Origin of the sequence: Pseudoalteromonas sp. SR45-4 (assembly GCF_014163535.1) — a bacterium.
GTDB classification, from domain to species: domain Bacteria; phylum Pseudomonadota; class Gammaproteobacteria; order Enterobacterales; family Alteromonadaceae; genus Pseudoalteromonas; species Pseudoalteromonas nigrifaciens.
The window spans coordinates 12784-29301 of record NZ_JACJDO010000022.1; the positions used below are offsets into that span (position 1 = coordinate 12784).

Below are 16518 nucleotides of genomic sequence, written 5' to 3' on the forward strand. Positions count from 1 at the left end.
CCTCTGTAATAATTCAGTTAATCAGGAAGTTTCCCTGATCCTTTTTACTTGTGCTGCTTTCGCGCCTTAACCTAGGCATACGATGACTGTGCTAGTAAAAATAAGTAGAGCATTATATTTCTTATGCATTAATAAATAATCCCCTCATTGTGTAAATGACTTTTACTAAGTGGTAATAGTGCCAAAGGCGAAGTGCAAATTTAAAAAGCAATCTAAAAGGTTAAAAACTAAAGCGGCTAAGTTGACCCAAAACTCTCACTGTAAATATTAAACCTAAAGCGCGAGCTAAAATGACATCTAAAAATGGCCCTTTAACACCGAGCTTGGCAAGTTTTTAGCAGATTACTAATACCTGCTATTTATAACGCTGGCCCTCCCTATTTAATGAGAATAATGCTACAATATCAAAAGCTAAAAACATTTTTGTGTAAACAAACCCATGTTTATTATCGCTTATTATTTTACCTATTAAAAAATGAAAACCAGTTCATACTTAGCAGCAGAGTAACTACTATCCCATGCTCTAGTGCATAACTTACAATAACGACCTAACCCAGCCCTTAGCTACAAATGAGAATAATATATGTTTTTGATTGATCAAATAATATTGTTAGCCGCGGTATTAATTTTACTGGGTATTGTATCCAGTAAATTATCAGCTCGTCTCGGTTTGCCTGTACTGGTAATGTTTTTAATGGTCGGTATGCTCGCTGGTGAAGATGGCCCCGGAGGCATATTTTTTGACAATGCAGCAGCGGCGCATTCTTTAGGTACGCTCGCATTAGCAATGATATTATTTGATGGCGGTTTGCAAACGCCCTTAAAAGCGATAAAAAAAGTCTGGAAACCCGCCTCCGTGTTGGCCACCCTTGGGGTACTAATTACCAGCGCAGTAACTGGAGTTGCTGCCGCATACATGCTTGATATTCCTTTGCTACAAGGCTTATTGTTTGGCGCTATTGTAGGCTCAACCGATGCCGCAGCCGTATTTGCGCTACTGCGTAATGCCGGTATTCATTTAAACACCAAACTAAAAGCCACCCTCGAAATAGAAAGTGCCTCAAACGACCCCATGGCAATATTTTTAACCGTAGGCTTACTAGAGGTTCTGGTAAACGACATGAAGCTAGGCACAGGCCTATTACTCATGTTTGTATCACAAATGGGCTTAGGCGCATTAGTCGGCTTAGCCGTGGGTTGGAGCTCTGTTAAATTAATTAATAAAATTCAATTAGTTGCTACCGGTTTGTATCCGGTATTGGTTGCTGCGTGTGGTTTACTCTCATTTGGTATTACCGCAAACATTGGTGGTAGCGGGTTTTTAGCGGTATTTATTACCGGTGTGGTTATTGGCAACAGCCGTTTTGTGTTTCAGCGCAGTACGTTTTTATTCCACGACGGGTTAGCTTGGTTAGGTCAAATTACCATGTTCGTGGTGTTGGGCTTATTAATAAACCCAACCTCGTTATTAGATGTGTGGTTTGAGGGACTGATCATTGCATTAGTGCTTATATTTATTGCTCGCCCTTTGGCGGTTATTCCGGTGTTAGCGCTATTTGGTTTTAAAGCGCGTGAAATCACCTTAGTGTCTTGGGTTGGGCTACGCGGCTCAGTCCCTATTATTTTAGCAATATTTCCTCTTATGTTTGGCCTGCCTGGCGCCGAACTCATATTTAACGTAGTATTTTTTGTGGTGTTAATTTCAGCCACACTGCAAGGCTCAACGCTTGCTTTAATGGCCCGCAAACTAAAGCTTACTTTACCACCGCCAGTGACTCCCGCAGCCACGTTAGAGATCACTGCTTTAGGCGATGTTGACGCCGATATTGTTGAATACACCATAGGCAAAATGTCACGCGCTGTTGGCCGTCGTTTATCGCAATTAGCACTACCCGATAGCACAGTAATGGCAATGATCAGTCGTAATAATAATATTATTGCCCCGCGCGGCTCTACGTTATTACAGGCAGACGATCAGCTATTTATGGTACTAAAACCGCATACCCGCGAGTTTGTTGACTGTGTTTTTTCAAGCACGATTGATCAAGATATTACCGAGCTTTCGGCAAAAGAGCTAAGAGTTAAAGGCAATACCAGCGTAGCCAGCATAGCCTATTCTTACGATATTCATATTGCTGCTGAACCAAACGATACGCTAGAGCAAGTACTAAAAACCTCGCTAAACAGCTTACCTAAGGTAGATGACTTTATTGAACTTGATGACGTAAAACTCACTATTTGTGAAATGGTTGGCGACCGTATTATTACCGTTGGTATTATAATTACCCTAGATGAAAGCCTAGAAGAATAAAGAGCTTACCATGGCTTTTAAGTAGTAAATTACATTTAATACAGCTATTAGCTAACAGCCTTACACGGCTGTTAGCTTTAAAAGCGCAACGTTAAGGTTGTAGTAACAGTGAGGTAAGTCGTTGCAACCCTTTACCTTTATTAGTTATTTTCCAGGCAATAAATAGATCTTGGCAAGGTCGTTGCTCGGTTAGCTTTACCTCCACTAACTGCCCCGACCCTATATACTGCTCAATTAAACGCTTGGGTAAATAACCAATACCTATACCGGCAATAATAGCCGCAATTTTTTGCGCAACAGAGCTAACAAAAAAGCGCTGGGTGCCCTCTATTATATTTGCCGACCATGGAATTTCTTGCTCTGCAGAGTCGTGTACTATCACACTGCGGTACTGAGCAAGGCTACTCATATCGAGTGGTTGCTGCTGCGTTGCTAACGGGTGCGTGCTATTTACCACAAGTACACTTTGATACTCATCTATTTTAACCGCGCGAATGCCTTTTTGGTTCGGCACTGGCGACGGCGCGCCAATAACTAAATCAACTTTATCTTCAATCAGCACTTCCCAGCTGCCGTTCATTACCTGTTCTTGTACATCTATTTCAATATTTTTATGCTCTACTAAAAACTGCTCTATACTGGTAAATATCGGTTTTATATCAATAATAGAATCCAAAGCAATACGAATTTTTGGCTCCCAGCCGTTCGCAATTGTTTGTGTTTGCTCCGACAATGAATTAATCGCCGTAAGCAACTTGCGCCCCTCGGTCAGTAAATGTTTGCCCGCAGGAGTCAACACAGCACGACGCCCCTGACGCTGAAACAAAGTCACGTTTAATTGCTCTTCTAGTTTTTGTACTATGTAGGACAGCGCCGAAGGTACTTTATTTAATTGCTCTGCGGCTGCCGCATAACTGCCACGATGCTCAATAGCGTCAAGCACCAGTAACGCTTCAATACTAATAGGAGGTGTACTCATGGTTTTTTTCATCCAAATAACAACTATTCAAATTATTTGAACATATCAAGCAAATAATAGGCGTTATTTAATTACATAACAACAACTACAATGGCTACATACTCAATTAAACATACTTACTTAACATCAATAAGGGCAAAAATTATGACTATTAAAAATATTGCTAATGTTATCACTAAAACTGAACAATCACTGGCTGCAGTACCACTGCGCGTTATTGCAGGTATTATTTTTGCCGCTCACGGTGCACAAAAATTATTTGCATGGTTTGGTGGTTATGGCTTAGAAGGCACAGGACAATGGATGGAATCAATTGGCCTAGCACCAGGGTTTTTAATGGCCTTAATGGCAGGTAGTGCAGAATTTTTTGGTGGCTTATTTTTAATTGTTGGTCTACTAACAAGACCTGCTAGCTTTGTACTGGCTATTACTATGGTTGTGGCTATATTTACCACTCACATTGATAACGGCTTATTTATGAGCAACAACGGTTACGAATTTGGCCTAGCGCTATTAGCAATCACACTGGCTTTAGTTATCCAAGGTGGCGGTAAATTCTCACTTGATAACGTAATTAACCGTAACTTAAACAAAGCGTAATATTAGTTATTTAAAACACACACCACATAGCTATGCGGTGTGTGTTTATGCATTTACAGCACATTAAGGAGTTAATAATGGGATTAATCGTAGACGGAAAATGGGTTGACCAATGGTACGACACCAAAAAATCTGGCGGTAAGTTTGAGCGCCAAGCAAGCCGCTTTACCCAACAAATTTCAAACGCCGCCGATAGCCAATTTAAACCCGAAGCGGGACGTTACCATTTATATGTGTCGCTAGCTTGCCCATGGGCACACCGCACCATGATAATGCGTAAATTAAAGCAACTCGAAAACGTAATTACACTTAGCGTAGTAAAGCCCGAAATGCTCGAAAATGGCTGGGAATTTGGTGAGCACGGCGATCCGCTTTATAACCTAGATTACGCCTACCAATTGTATTTAAAAGCCGATGCCAATTACGAAGGCCGCGCCACTATTCCTATTTTATGGGATAAAAAAACCCATACCATAGTTAATAACGAATCATCAAACATCATGCGTATTTTAAATACCGCGTTTAACGAGCTAACCGGCAACACCGACGACTACTACCCGCAAGCACTACAAGCAGAAATCGACAGCGTAAACGAGCGCATTTACAACACGGTAAATAACGGCGTATATAAAGCAGGCTTTGCCACCACGCAAAGTGCTTATAACAGCGCTTACCATGCATTATTCGAAAGCCTAGACTGGTTAGAGCAACGCCTAGCTACACAGCGCTACTTAGTTGGTGAGCAAATTACCGAGGCCGACTGGCGCTTATTTACTACTTTAGTGCGCTTTGACGCTGTGTATCATGGCCACTTTAAGTGTAATCAGCAAAAAATTAGTGAATACCCTAACCTATATAACTATGTCACTGAGCTGTACCAAGTACCAGGCATTAAAGACACTGTTGACTTGGAATACACCAAAATACACTACTACGCCAGCCACAAAACTATTAACCCCACCGGCGTAGTACCACTAGGGCCTAAAACACAATTTGAGCAACCGCACGATCGCGACCGCCAGTATTAATCGGGCTTAGAGCTTCGGCAAAATTATGCCGAAGCTCTAAAGTAACTAAACAGCCAGTAAAAATTCACAAAGAGGGTATGAGGCGCTGCGCTTTAGAGAAAAAACAATCCACGGTCAGTTTCCAGTTAGCCCTCTGCTCGTAGCTTTTATTTACTAACAAATATAATGATGTAACACTAAACCCATATTGCGCAGAACGAGCTAATAAATGAAACTAGGACGAAATGATCCCTGCCCATGTGGCAGTGGCAAAAAGCACAAACATTGTTGTATGAACACTGTATCTACTAAACAGCATGCACAAATATTTGATGACATAACGCAAACTTTAGCCATGAATCCAGAGTTAAGTTTAGATGAGCTAAACCTTGTCGCAGAACAAACAATAGCTGCGCGAAACAACCAAGCCGATAGTGATTTTTGCGGGCTTTGCCCAACGCAAATATCTAATTGGCTCTATGCCCCGTTCAACGAATTAACAAAAGTTACTTTTAATACTCCAGCAGATTTATCAAGTAGCCCAGTGATGAGCTATTTAGCATTAATTTTTACTGAAGCCATGCAACAAGGCGGCTCAATTAAAGCAACGGCTAAAGGCAATTTACCTGCTAAATTAGTCAAACAAGCCTCTGAGCTACTACCTAACTTTGCTGTTTCTAAATACCCCATCCATATCAGTATTAGTGAATTTGCAGGCAGTAACGAAGATAAGTTTAACGCCCTACACTACACGCGTACTTTGGCTGATGTTGCCGGTATTATTTACTATAAAAGTGGCCATTTTCATATTAAAAAATCGGTGCAAAAGCTGTATCAAACCCAGGGGATTAATGCTTTTTACCTCCCTATGCTCGAAGCCGCCATCATGCAATACAATTGGCGTTACTTCGACAGCTTTACCGATAGCGTGGATCTGCGCGCATTTTGGCTATTTATGCTGTGGCGACTACAAAAACATGCCTCGGTCGAGCAACTAATTGACGAAGTCATTACCGCATTCCCAGCGTTACTTAGTCACGCTCCAGCGTCTCAATACTCAAGTCCGAGTGAGCTATTAGGCAGACTGATTGAATCTCGATTCATCAATCGCTTTTTAGAATTTTGGGGATTTGTTAGCATCGATCCAAAGCGTAGGGGAAATGCCAATATACAGCCATTGCTAACGCAAACCTTTCAGTTTGCAATTTAGTACCACACATACAATTATTATTCGCCTCACACAATGAGGCGAATAGTATAACTAATTGCCTCATTGCGCTAAGCCCGAAACCTTTAAATTGTAGGCGGGGGCTTACCTCGCGCCTAGGCTTTTAATTGCAAATTTGAGTTATATGTCGCGTTGGCGACGGCAGCTAAAGCTTTATGTTATTTAACACTTGATTGCAATATAACTTAAATACATCAAATGCTTGCTGCCAATTAAGGCTATTATTGCCATAAACCATAGGTACTACATATTGGTTAAAGCGTTCTTCATATAATGTATTGGTTTGTAGTAAGCTTAAGCCAAACTTCAGTTCAGCAATCGGACTTTTCATAAATTCAGCGTGTTGGTTTGAGTAACGCGTTAAGTCTTCCGCAATAACTTTACTTACCAAAGACATTACGTCAGAAGCACTCGCAAGCCCAGCTTGTTGAATATAATACGTATCATAAATATGGCGTATTAATGCAGGATCATCATCTCTTATATTATCGCGCGCAAAACTTGCTGTTCGCCTCAACATAGAGACTAGCTTTTCCGCTTGTGTACTCTTAATACTCGAAAACCCCATTAGCGCAACTTCAGGAGGCTTTTGAGTGACCTCATTCATTAAAGAACATATATCTCTACTCACTACTTGATCATAAAGCAAGGTCTCTATCAGCTCTAACTTAATAAACGGCCTTAGGCATGGAACTTTTGAATGTGCTTGAGGATAACGTATATCAATTTGTTGATAACGATATTCATCATAAATAGTAGGGCGGTTTTCTACCGAAAAAGAGTTGTGCAGACTAATGGCATTAAGTAATTGAAGATGTAACTCTTTCCTAGCCTTTCTTTTTTGTGTTTTTGAAATATTAGCAAACACATCTGTAGGTATGATTTTAATATCAATGTCTTCAGACATTCGATGAGTTTTAATGCCCGACTTTGTTAATGCGGTACCACCAGAAAAAACCAATAAGTGCGTATCAAAAGACAATTCAGAAAGTAGTTTTAGTAATGCAACAACATAATAATCTTTTTCAACAATAGCAGGGTTACCCATACCAAGAGCATCGGCAACATCTAAAAACAGGTCACTATCAATTAGCATTAATAGCACTATTATTTACGACAATTTTGCGTTTAAAGCGATTATTTGTAATTATTTTCAGAGACGCTGGAATTTGCAAGCTTTCACCATTGATACTACGTTGTGAAAACTCATCAAATTTGTAGTCAACACCTAGCTTTTCAATCGCTTCTAATATAACACCATCAGCTCCCGCAGGAGATGCCGGCATTAACTTACCCGTAATGCGATTTTCTCTCGCTTTAGTGTAAAGCCCATAACCAATACGCAATAAATGACCATTATCAACCAGCTTTTTTAATACCCGGCCAACTTGGTCGTAACCAGCAATATCTGCAAAATCAGCACGATCAAAAACATAACGCTTTGAGCGGTTTATTCTTGTTGTTACTTTACTTGCTATTGTCATAATAAATACCCTCGTTTCTTGTATTAAATATAGCAAATATACGACACCTTAACAACGCAAACATACGACATTTAATAATAGATTGGGTAAGGTAGCTATCAACACTTAATTTGCTGACGCGAAAAGCCTAGCTTTTAAATTGTAGGCAAGAGTTTACCTCGCGTTTAGGCTTTTAATTGCAAGTATTAGTTATATGTCGCGTTGTCGATGACTTTAAAGCTTCCTAATCAACATTAAAGCCTTAATCGTATTGCTATTAGGTACATCAGTGATATCCTATCCACACGCATGATTGAATGGAAGCCTCATGATTTTAAAAGATAAAATACTCACCACCAGTAACTCTGCAAAAATACAAGCAGGCCAAAAACAAGAGCTCGACGTGGCATTTTATTTACGCCGTGCATTTAAAGATCACCCTCAAGTTTTTGTGTTTAACGACCTCAAATTTAAACACAACGACGAAACAGCTCAAATAGACCACCTTATTGTATATACCTACGGCTTTATTCTCATCGAATCTAAAAGCATTACAGGGGAAGTAACGATTAATGAACATCAAGAATGGAGCCGAAGTTACCGTGGTAACTGGCAAGGTATGCCCTCACCAATAAAGCAAGTTGAGCTACAACTAGCAGTACTAAAAAGCCTATTACGAGCCAATGCCCCATTATTACTGCCAAAAATATTTGGTAAACTACAACAAGGCTTTGGTGGCCGAGAATGGCAAAGTGTTTGTGCAATATCGAGCAATGCTATTATCAACAGGGATCACACACCAAAAGCAACACAAGAGCGGTTAGTTAAATCAGAATTCATAGCTGATAAACTACTACAAATGATGAAACTACCCGCATCGACACCTAATGCTTTACATTTTTTATCCACTAACGTTAGACCATGGTTTAACGAAGAAAGTTTGGGCAAAATTTGCCAATTTATTTTAGAGAAAAACATATCACTTAACTTACAAGAGCCTTCATATGTATCTGCAAAGATAAGCGAATCAGAATCTTTTTACGATGAGGCTTTAATAGCGACTAAGCAAACCATTACTGAACAAGTAAAACCTAAAAGTGATCTAATCAAAGAGATAACATTAGCTTGTAAGCAATGTAATAGCGCGACCAATTTGCTGCCTCTTTCTGGGCGCTATGGCTACTTTGTAAAATGCGGTAATTGCAGTGCAAATACACCAATGAAATCACCATGCCCTGAGTGCTCAAGCACCAATACTAAAACAAGCAAACGTAAAGAAAATTACTCTTTAGTATGCAAAGATTGTGAGATAAGTACGCCTATTAAGCTTTAGCATTTGTAGGTGCGATTTTACATCGCGCTTTCTCTTTAGTAACTAGCTCTTTAGTAACTAGCTCATTACCCCAATCAACAAACAAAGCTCACCTAAACACCTGTAGGCGCACAGCTTGCTCGCGCGAAAAGCGAAGCTTTTAAATTAATTTACAAATATCGTATTGGCGACGGCAACCAAAGAAAGGCAAACGCCGACCTCTTTGGAATCTCACAGCGCCCCGAGGAGCACACTATATCCTCAATTGTAATTAATAATATGAACGTAAACGCCGTGTATTCGCCGTCCATGGCAAAGTCACGGCTATCGCGCATTGCCTAAAGGGATTTAGGTACTTGGAATTTGTCGGGAACAAAATTCCGCCATGCGCAGCTATTACTCATCATTAATTCAATTTCGGGTGTGATCACGGGGAATTATCTCAGCGTCAGCCTTCAAATTGTACAAGGCGGGAGTTTACCTCGCGCTTTTGGTTTGTAATTTACTTATATCGCGTTGGCGATGTCAACCAAGGGGCGGATACCGCCGACCGCCCCTTGGAACCCCACGGCGCCCCTCAATTTCACTTATCTTTAAACACTAAATTAATATGAACGTAAACGCGATGAAAGCACATCCATGTGCAAGCATCGCTTTCCTCGCCTCCATGCGAGGTAATTACTCATTAATTATGTGTTTTCAGGTGAAGTTGGAGGGGAGGGTTTCTTAGCATCATCCTTTAATTACTCGCTCGCCTAGTACTTAACTCACACGTTTATACTTAATTACTAGTAACTTAGACGATTAATACTTGTAGCTGTACCGTATTTTAGTAAACTGAATGTTCGCAAACAGGGAGTGGCTTTAATGCAGCAGATTGGTATTTACGAGCAGTTAATTACGCAAGTAATTGAACAAAATTTAAATCGTGAACAGTTTTATGTTGGTGAGCGCCAACTAGAGTCAGCTGAGGCAGCAACGTGGCTTTCACGATTTTTAGGTAAACTTGTTGCTCATGCAATCGATGCTATTCCTAATTCAAACGAGCGGTTACAAGAGCAAATTAGCCTTGCTAACAACCTTGTTCTTTGGCTTAAAGATCATATAAAAGATGATGAGCTCATTAACGAAAACCTTATCGACAGCCAAGGCCGAATACTTACTGCACTGTTTAATACCCTAAACCCTATTGCTGCAAACCTTAAAGATTACTCACACGATATATTCCCGCTAACGGGCCTTACGCAAAGCGAATTGTTTAGCGGCGCTAATGCAGGTATATCACTCGAAACAGAGCTTAAACGCGAGATTAAATCGTCCGATACCATTTATTGGTTGGTCTCATTTATAAAATGGACAGGGCTGCGCATATTTAAAAATGAGCTGGAAGCGTTTACCAAAAGCGGCAACAAACTCAAAGTAATTACTACTTCGTATATGGGCGCAACAGATGCTAAAGCGGTTGAATTTTTAGCGAGCCTGCCAAATACCGAAGTAAAGCTAAGTTATAACAATCAGCAAGAGCGCTTACATGCTAAATCTTACTTATTTATGCGTAATACAGGTTTCCATACAGGTTATATTGGCTCGTCTAACTTATCGCATTCGGCGCTTACCAGCGGCCTTGAGTGGAACTTAAAAATTACCGCGCAAGAAATCCCGCACATAATAGCTAAAACCAAAAGTACCTTTGAAACCTACTGGGAATCAAAAGACTTCGAGCTATTTACAGGCGCTGTTGAGTGTAAGGAAAGGCTCATTAATTCACTTAACGAGCAACGCGGTGTTGGGCAATCAAGCAGTCAGTTTTATTTTGATATAACACCAAAAACGCATCAGCTCGCTATTTTAGAAAAGCTAAGTGCTGAGCGCAGCGTACATAATCGTTTTAAAAACTTGGTAGTTGCCGCAACCGGCACAGGTAAAACCATAATATCGGCGTTCGACTTTAAAACTGTTTACGATAAAAACCCAGACGCACACTTTTTGTTTGTAGCCCACCGTGAAGAAATACTAAAACAAGCACAAAGCGCTTACCGTGGTGTGCTTAAAAATAACGACTTTGGCGAGCTGTGGGTAGGTAACTACAAACCACAACGTTACAACCAATTATTTGCATCCATCCAAACGCTGAACAGCCAAATTGAATCGCTCAATTTAACTCACGATTACTACGACTACATAGTTATAGACGAAGTGCACCACGTGAGCGCTGCAAGTTATCGCGCTATTTTAAACCACTTTACGCCCACAATATTACTTGGCCTCACCGCAACACCAGAGCGACAAGATGACGCAGATATACTCGTTGATTTTTGCGGCGTAATAGCCGCCGAAATACGCTTGCCAGAGGCAATAAATCAACGCCACTTATGCCCGTTTCAATACTTTGGTTTGGATGACGACACCGACCTAAGCCAAATAACATGGCGAGGCGGCCGTTACGATATAAGCGAGCTAAGTAACCTTTATACAGGCGAGAACAGCCGCGCTAACAAAATTATATCCAGCCTTGCTGATATCGTAACCAATGTTCACACTATTAAAGCACTCGCGTTTTGCGTAAGCCAAAAACACGCAGAATTTATGGCTAAAAAGTTTAGCTTAGCAGGCATAAACGCGGATGTGCTGACCAGTAAAAACACCAATGAGCGCGCGGCCAAACAGCAAGCACTACGCCAAGGCGAAATACAAATACTTTGCGTGGTTGATATTTTTAACGAAGGTGTCGATATTCCAGAGGTCGATACTTTACTATTTTTACGCCCGACCGAAAGCCTAACGCTGTTTTTACAGCAACTCGGCCGTGGCCTGCGTTTACCTGATAACAGCCAAAAGCAGTGCTGTACCGTACTCGACTTTGTAGGCAACGCCCGCCCAGAATACGACTTTGCCAGTAAATTCCGCGCCCTTATTGGTAAAAGTAATCAACCAATAAAAACCGAAATTGAAAACAACTTCCCACATTTGCCGTTGGGTTGCCGTATAGAGCTACAAAAGCGCACACAACAAACAATATTAAAAAATATTCAGCAAGCTATAAACTCTAAACGCCGTTTACAGCAGCTTATAAATAGCTATTCGCAACATACTAATGACGCGCTTACGCTAACTAACTTTTTACGCATAAACCCACAAGTTACACTTGAAGATGTATACAAACCAAAAGATAAAAAACTCGGCGGCTGGCATTGGCTAAAAGGCGATGAAATACCAGTAGAACAAGCCGATATTTACGCCGCGTATTACCGCGCTATAAACACCCAATTACTCGGCTGCGACTCAATCAGTTATTTATGCTTTTTACGTGATTTATGTAATAACAACTTTAGCTTTATGCCAACAGCGCAAAACCAACAGTACGCGCTTATGGTGCATTACAATTTTTGGGATGGCACTGGTAAAAGCTTGGGATTTAAAACGCTTGAACAAAGCTTACAAGCACTTAAACACAAAGAGCTACAGCACGAACTTGCTCAAGTAATTACGCTATTAATAAACCGCATACACCAGCAAGAAAGCGATTTAGTGTGCTTACCTAATCATGCAATAAAATTACACAGCCGCTACACTCGCCAGCAAATACTCGCAGCATTTGGGGCGCACTCGTTTGATAAAAAATCGACCGCCCGCGAAGGTGTTTTAGAATTTAAAAACCAAAACCTCGAGCTGTTATTTGTAACACTTAATAAGTGCGAAAAAACCTACTCGCCCACCACGCTGTATCACGATTACGCAATCAGCCCTACCCTGTTCCACTGGCAAACACAAAACAGCGCCCGCCCAGAACACGGCCGCGGCCTAAGCTATATACAACACCAAAAAACAGGCAAAACTATCCTGTTATTTGTGCGAGAACAAGGCAAAGACGAAAACGGCCGAACCATGGGATTTGTAAACTACGGCGAGGTTAAATACCAAAGCCACAACGGCAGCCAACCGATGAATATAACGTGGGAATTAACCAACCCCATGCCAAGTGAAATGTGGCATGAGGCAGGGAAATTGGCGGTTGGGTGATTAAAAATTAGAAAAGTCGTCTATGAATTATCTCCAATCTATCAACAAACACACCTTCCCCGTGATCACACCTGAAACTGAGTTAATGATGAGTAATTTACAGCATGGATGCTGTAAAAAGCGTAGCTTGGCCATGGATGGCCTACCTACGCTGGTTACGTTCACATCATTAACGTAAGTTGAAGATAAAGTGTGATCCTCGGGTGCGCCGTGGGATTCCAAAGGGCGGTCGGCGGCAGCCGCCCTTTGGTTGCCATCGCCAACGCGATAAAACCTCGAATAGAGGTTTTTAAACCCTTTAAATCTTCATGCAAAAAAACAATTTATGAGCGCGATATAAAATAGCACCAACATATTAATTACACCGAAATTCAAAAGCTTCGCTTTTCGCGTCAGCAAGCTCTTCGCCTACAAGTTAAAGCGCGATATAAAATCGCACCTACAACTATTCCACAACTACCTGTTTAAACCGCGCAAATGTTCGCATGCTTTCATCAGCAATCATTACTTCATAATCTGGGTTTTGAGCGATTAACTCATATTGCCCATTGGGTAATTTATTAACTTTGCGCAGTAAATACTGCCCATCACCGCTTATATCGTCTCGCTCTATCGCGACTATTTGGCCGCGCAGCGATCCCGCTTTATCGGGTGTTATAAGCTCAAGTAGTAGTAAATCACCATCAAGTATTGGGTGTTTACCGCCATTCATTGAGTTACCCGATGCGTGCGCTAAAAAGTGTACTTGTGGGTCGAGCTTACCTGCGCCAAGTGGTGCATCTATATATTCCATATCGCTTTTATCCCCTGTTTTAAAATGCCCACAAGCAATTTTAATATTGGGGAAATACGGCAATTTGATTACTTCATTTACAGTTTTTAATTGGCTTGTAAATAGTTCCTCATCATTACTGCTTTCTGTAGGAACAATATTTACGACTGTGTTATCAACTTGCTCTTCAAATGAAAGCAATGCTTTGAAGTGGAGGTTTTGAAGCTTAAAACCTATTTTTTGGTAATAATCTTTACCGTCTTGGATATATTGCTGCCTGATTTCGGCAAGTGCGTTCTCATCTAGCTTTTCCCACAGTACTGAGTCAAACGAAATAATGTTGAGGTCTTTTGCGTGATAAATAAAACGTTTACGCTCGAACTTTTCAAACGGGTTCGCTAATAAACTACGAGTTAAATAAGCAATATCGTTTAAGCGTTCTTTATCATTAAGTGGGTTTTTGTCTTTTTCTGCTTGTCCGAACTCTTGTTGTAACTGCTTGTAAAAACTTTGATATCGCAACACAAGTTTTGAAACTTGAGCTTCGCCTTGTGCATTACATTCACTTATAAAGGCAAGTAAAAAAGTAATTTTATATGAGAATGAATAATCTCGGCTTTGTAAAAATTCAAAGAAATCATCTCGTCTTGAATCTTCAGTACGTTCTTTAATATTTTTGTCTATTTTTATTTGTTTTAACTGTGATTCACTAAAGTAGTTTAAAGTATGTTTACCAAATGGGTGCGTTTTTTCTGGGGTAATATCTCCTTTTTTAACCCAACTTTTTACCGTGCCTGTTGAAATAAATAACTCACGAGCAAGCTGCTCTTCATTTAGCAAACCTCCAAACTCATGTTCAAAAGTGAATATGTTTATTTTTTCAATACGGCGTTCACCTTCATATAAACGATCTAACTCAATCGCTTCGCTTTCGGGTGTTGGAGCCTCTGTTTTTATTATATTTTCAAATGGCTTGTAAGTAGAAAAGTTAAATAAGCCATGTACTGACATTGGTTGCAAAGCTGCGCCATAGCTATCTACTACATCGACAACAATAAGCGCTTCTTTGTCTTTGTAATTACGCGTACCACGCCCTAATTGCTGGGTGTAAAGTACTTTAGACATTGTGGGTCTTGCCATAACTAAAATTTCAGTTTGTGGCGCATCCCACCCTTCGTTAAGTAGATCGCAAGCACATAAAAAGCGTATATCCCCTTTTTGATATTCATCAAGCCCTTTGCGATCAGAGCCATGTACTGCTTGTGCGCTAATTCCATGTTTATTAAACAATTGCGCCATTCGTTGGGCGTGCTTTATGTCGGTGCAAAACACAACACCTTGCTTTAGTGGCTGCCCCTCAATTAAAGGTTCTGCAAAGTATTTATTGATTAAATCTACAATTAATTGATCGCGCGAAGGCACTAGTACGGTTTTATTTAAATCAGCCTTTACATAGTCTTTGCCGTTAAAACGTACTTGCGATAGGTCAATGTTAGATTGAAGCCGGTAAGCTCTTATTTGCGGAGCAAGTCCTTTTTGGATTGCTTGCTCTAAAGTTAAGTCGACTTTGTAGCGACCAAATATATCTTGCAGCTTTTGGGCATCGGGTCTTTCGTCTGTTGCAGTAAGCCCTAATAGTGTTTTGGGTTTAAAGTATTCAATTACTTTTCTTAACCCTGTTGCTACTGCATGATGAGCTTCATCAATCAGAATATAATCAAAAGATTGTGATTGCATGGTACTGTAATGGCGCATCATGTAAGCACTCGTTTGCACTACAACATCAAGTGTTGGATCTGTTAATAACTCACCCACTATTAATTGGGGATGTCTTAAACCTAATCGCTCTTTTAATTGTTTTTTTAAAGCTGTACTAGGTACTACTGCTAAAGCTTTTTTACATATACCAGCATCAATTTGATTTTTTAAATCTTCTATAAATACTTCTGTTTTGCCTGTACCAGTAGGTAAAACAACTAAAAAAGTACTTTTACCTTTCTCGCGCTGATTTGAAATACTATTCACAGCTTGATCTTGATGATCTAAAAGCTGAAATGATAAATCACGCTCTGCTAAGTATTTAGGTGCAGCGCTAAAGCTTTTAGGATCACCGAAATAATCACGCATTTGATCACTAAATTTATAGTCATCGCTCATACCTCTGCTTGACCACCTAAAAACTAAATAGCCATCGTAAACTAATGAGTTTTGCTTAAATAATTGCGAACGATAGCTTCTTAAACCAATTATAAGCGGGTGATGATAACGCTCTCCATTAAGTTCAATAGCTATATTACTTTGGCTTTTAGCACCATTATTTCTTGTTAAGACAAAATCTATATAGCGGACATGCCCTGCACTATCAATGTATTTACTTTCAGCTTCAAGTGCGTGTAAATATTGAGCGCCGAACACGTCTTCAAATAAGCAGGTAAAATTATACTCAGGTGGGGTTGGATCAGTGTGGGTTTCGGTACGATCGGCTCCAAATTTTTTTATTTTATCTAATTGTTGTTCTTCTGAACCAAGAAAAATATCAAGATCGGCTTGAAATTGCGTTTGTGTCTCAATTGATAAAGAGGTATCTAAATCATAAATAAAGCGATACAAGCCTTGATACTTATGCATCAACTGGTTTTGGTGACTGGTGTATTCAACGTATTGATAGTCAGATAACTTTAATTGAAAAAGAGTTGTATCAATAAATACAGCTGGACTATTGTTTTTTATATACAGTCTGCCAACGGTATTTTGTTCTAGTAGCTTATAGCCATATCCCAGCAGCGCTTGGTCACAGTATTCAAACTGGTTTGTAATACTCATATT

Annotated in this window: 10 protein-coding genes; 6 read left to right on the forward strand and 4 right to left on the reverse strand. The window is 40.2% G+C overall.

Annotated elements, in window-relative coordinates; genetic code table 11:
- Nucleotides 1–583: 583 nt before the first annotated feature.
- Nucleotides 584–2311: a potassium/proton antiporter gene (locus H5058_RS10620; RefSeq protein WP_089369055.1), complete on the forward strand. Its 1728-nt coding sequence runs from the start codon at nt 584–586 to the stop codon at nt 2309–2311.
- A 91-nt stretch (nt 2312–2402) separates the two neighbouring features.
- Here H5058_RS10620 and H5058_RS10625 read toward each other — a convergent pair whose 3' ends face one another.
- Nucleotides 2403–3290, reverse strand: coding sequence for a LysR substrate-binding domain-containing protein (locus H5058_RS10625; protein WP_089369321.1), 888 nt, complete (start codon nt 3288–3290; stop codon nt 2403–2405).
- Nucleotides 3291–3434: 144 nt separating this feature from the next.
- Between H5058_RS10625 and H5058_RS10630 the strand changes: the two genes are divergently transcribed.
- The 3 genes from H5058_RS10630 (at nt 3435) to H5058_RS10640 (ending at nt 6107) form a co-directional block, all read left to right on the forward strand.
- On the forward strand, nt 3435–3890 hold the full coding sequence (locus H5058_RS10630) for a DoxX family protein (RefSeq protein ID WP_058374694.1): 456 nt from the start codon (nt 3435–3437) through the stop codon (nt 3888–3890).
- Between the two features lie 77 nt (nt 3891–3967).
- Complete coding sequence (locus H5058_RS10635) at nt 3968–4918, forward strand: glutathione S-transferase family protein (RefSeq protein ID WP_182678113.1); 951 nt, start codon at nt 3968–3970, stop codon at nt 4916–4918.
- A gap of 208 nt (nt 4919–5126) precedes the next feature.
- Nucleotides 5127–6107 carry a YecA family protein gene (locus H5058_RS10640; protein ID WP_086996885.1) on the forward strand — a complete coding sequence of 327 codons (981 nt, stop codon included), beginning with the start codon at nt 5127–5129 and terminating at the stop codon, nt 6105–6107.
- A 163-nt stretch (nt 6108–6270) separates the two neighbouring features.
- On the opposite strand, the gene H5058_RS10645 is transcribed toward H5058_RS10640, so the two are convergent.
- Nucleotides 6271–7221 (reverse strand): nucleotidyl transferase AbiEii/AbiGii toxin family protein, encoded by a 951-nt coding sequence (locus tag H5058_RS10645; RefSeq protein WP_041454885.1) that lies wholly within the window; start codon nt 7219–7221, stop codon nt 6271–6273.
- Nucleotides 7211–7609, reverse strand: coding sequence for a DUF6088 family protein (locus H5058_RS10650; protein ID WP_011329741.1), 399 nt, complete (start codon nt 7607–7609; stop codon nt 7211–7213). Before H5058_RS10650 ends, H5058_RS10645 begins: the two co-directional genes overlap by 11 nt.
- A 307-nt stretch (nt 7610–7916) precedes the next feature.
- Here H5058_RS10650 and H5058_RS10655 point away from each other — a divergent pair, with 307 nt between their 5' ends.
- Together H5058_RS10655 and H5058_RS10660 are read left to right on the forward strand one after the other, a co-directional pair.
- The gene (locus H5058_RS10655; RefSeq protein WP_182678115.1) at nt 7917–8921 is read left to right on the forward strand and encodes a nuclease-related domain-containing protein; all 1005 of its coding nucleotides are present in this window, start codon (nt 7917–7919) and stop codon (nt 8919–8921) included.
- An 846-nt stretch (nt 8922–9767) separates the two neighbouring features.
- Nucleotides 9768–12920, forward strand: a complete 3153-nt coding sequence (locus tag H5058_RS10660) for a DUF3427 domain-containing protein (protein WP_182678117.1) — start codon at nt 9768–9770, stop codon at nt 12918–12920.
- Nucleotides 12921–13365: 445 nt separating this feature from the next.
- Here the strand turns inward: H5058_RS10660 and H5058_RS10665 are convergent, their stop codons facing one another.
- Nucleotides 13366–16515: a DEAD/DEAH box helicase gene (locus H5058_RS10665; protein ID WP_182678119.1), complete on the reverse strand. Its 3150-nt coding sequence runs from the start codon at nt 16513–16515 to the stop codon at nt 13366–13368.
- Nucleotides 16516–16518 lie beyond the last annotated feature (3 nt).

What these genes read in the sequence shown, in the direction of transcription:
- H5058_RS10620 (WP_089369055.1), top strand. Translation starts at nt 584, where the DNA reads ATGTTTTTGATTGATCAAATAATATTGTTAGCCGCGGTATTAATTTTA.
- H5058_RS10625 (WP_089369321.1), bottom strand. Translation starts at nt 3,290, where the DNA reads ATGAGTACACCTCCTATTAGTATTGAAGCGTTACTGGTGCTTGACGCT.
- H5058_RS10630 (WP_058374694.1), top strand. Translation starts at nt 3,435, where the DNA reads ATGACTATTAAAAATATTGCTAATGTTATCACTAAAACTGAACAATCA.
- H5058_RS10635 (WP_182678113.1), top strand. Translation starts at nt 3,968, where the DNA reads ATGGGATTAATCGTAGACGGAAAATGGGTTGACCAATGGTACGACACC.
- H5058_RS10640 (WP_086996885.1), top strand. Translation starts at nt 5,127, where the DNA reads ATGAAACTAGGACGAAATGATCCCTGCCCATGTGGCAGTGGCAAAAAG.
- H5058_RS10645 (WP_041454885.1), bottom strand. Translation starts at nt 7,221, where the DNA reads ATGCTAATTGATAGTGACCTGTTTTTAGATGTTGCCGATGCTCTTGGT.
- H5058_RS10650 (WP_011329741.1), bottom strand. Translation starts at nt 7,609, where the DNA reads ATGACAATAGCAAGTAAAGTAACAACAAGAATAAACCGCTCAAAGCGT.
- H5058_RS10655 (WP_182678115.1), top strand. Translation starts at nt 7,917, where the DNA reads ATGATTTTAAAAGATAAAATACTCACCACCAGTAACTCTGCAAAAATA.
- H5058_RS10660 (WP_182678117.1), top strand. Translation starts at nt 9,768, where the DNA reads ATGCAGCAGATTGGTATTTACGAGCAGTTAATTACGCAAGTAATTGAA.
- H5058_RS10665 (WP_182678119.1), bottom strand. Translation starts at nt 16,515, where the DNA reads ATGAGTATTACAAACCAGTTTGAATACTGTGACCAAGCGCTGCTGGGA.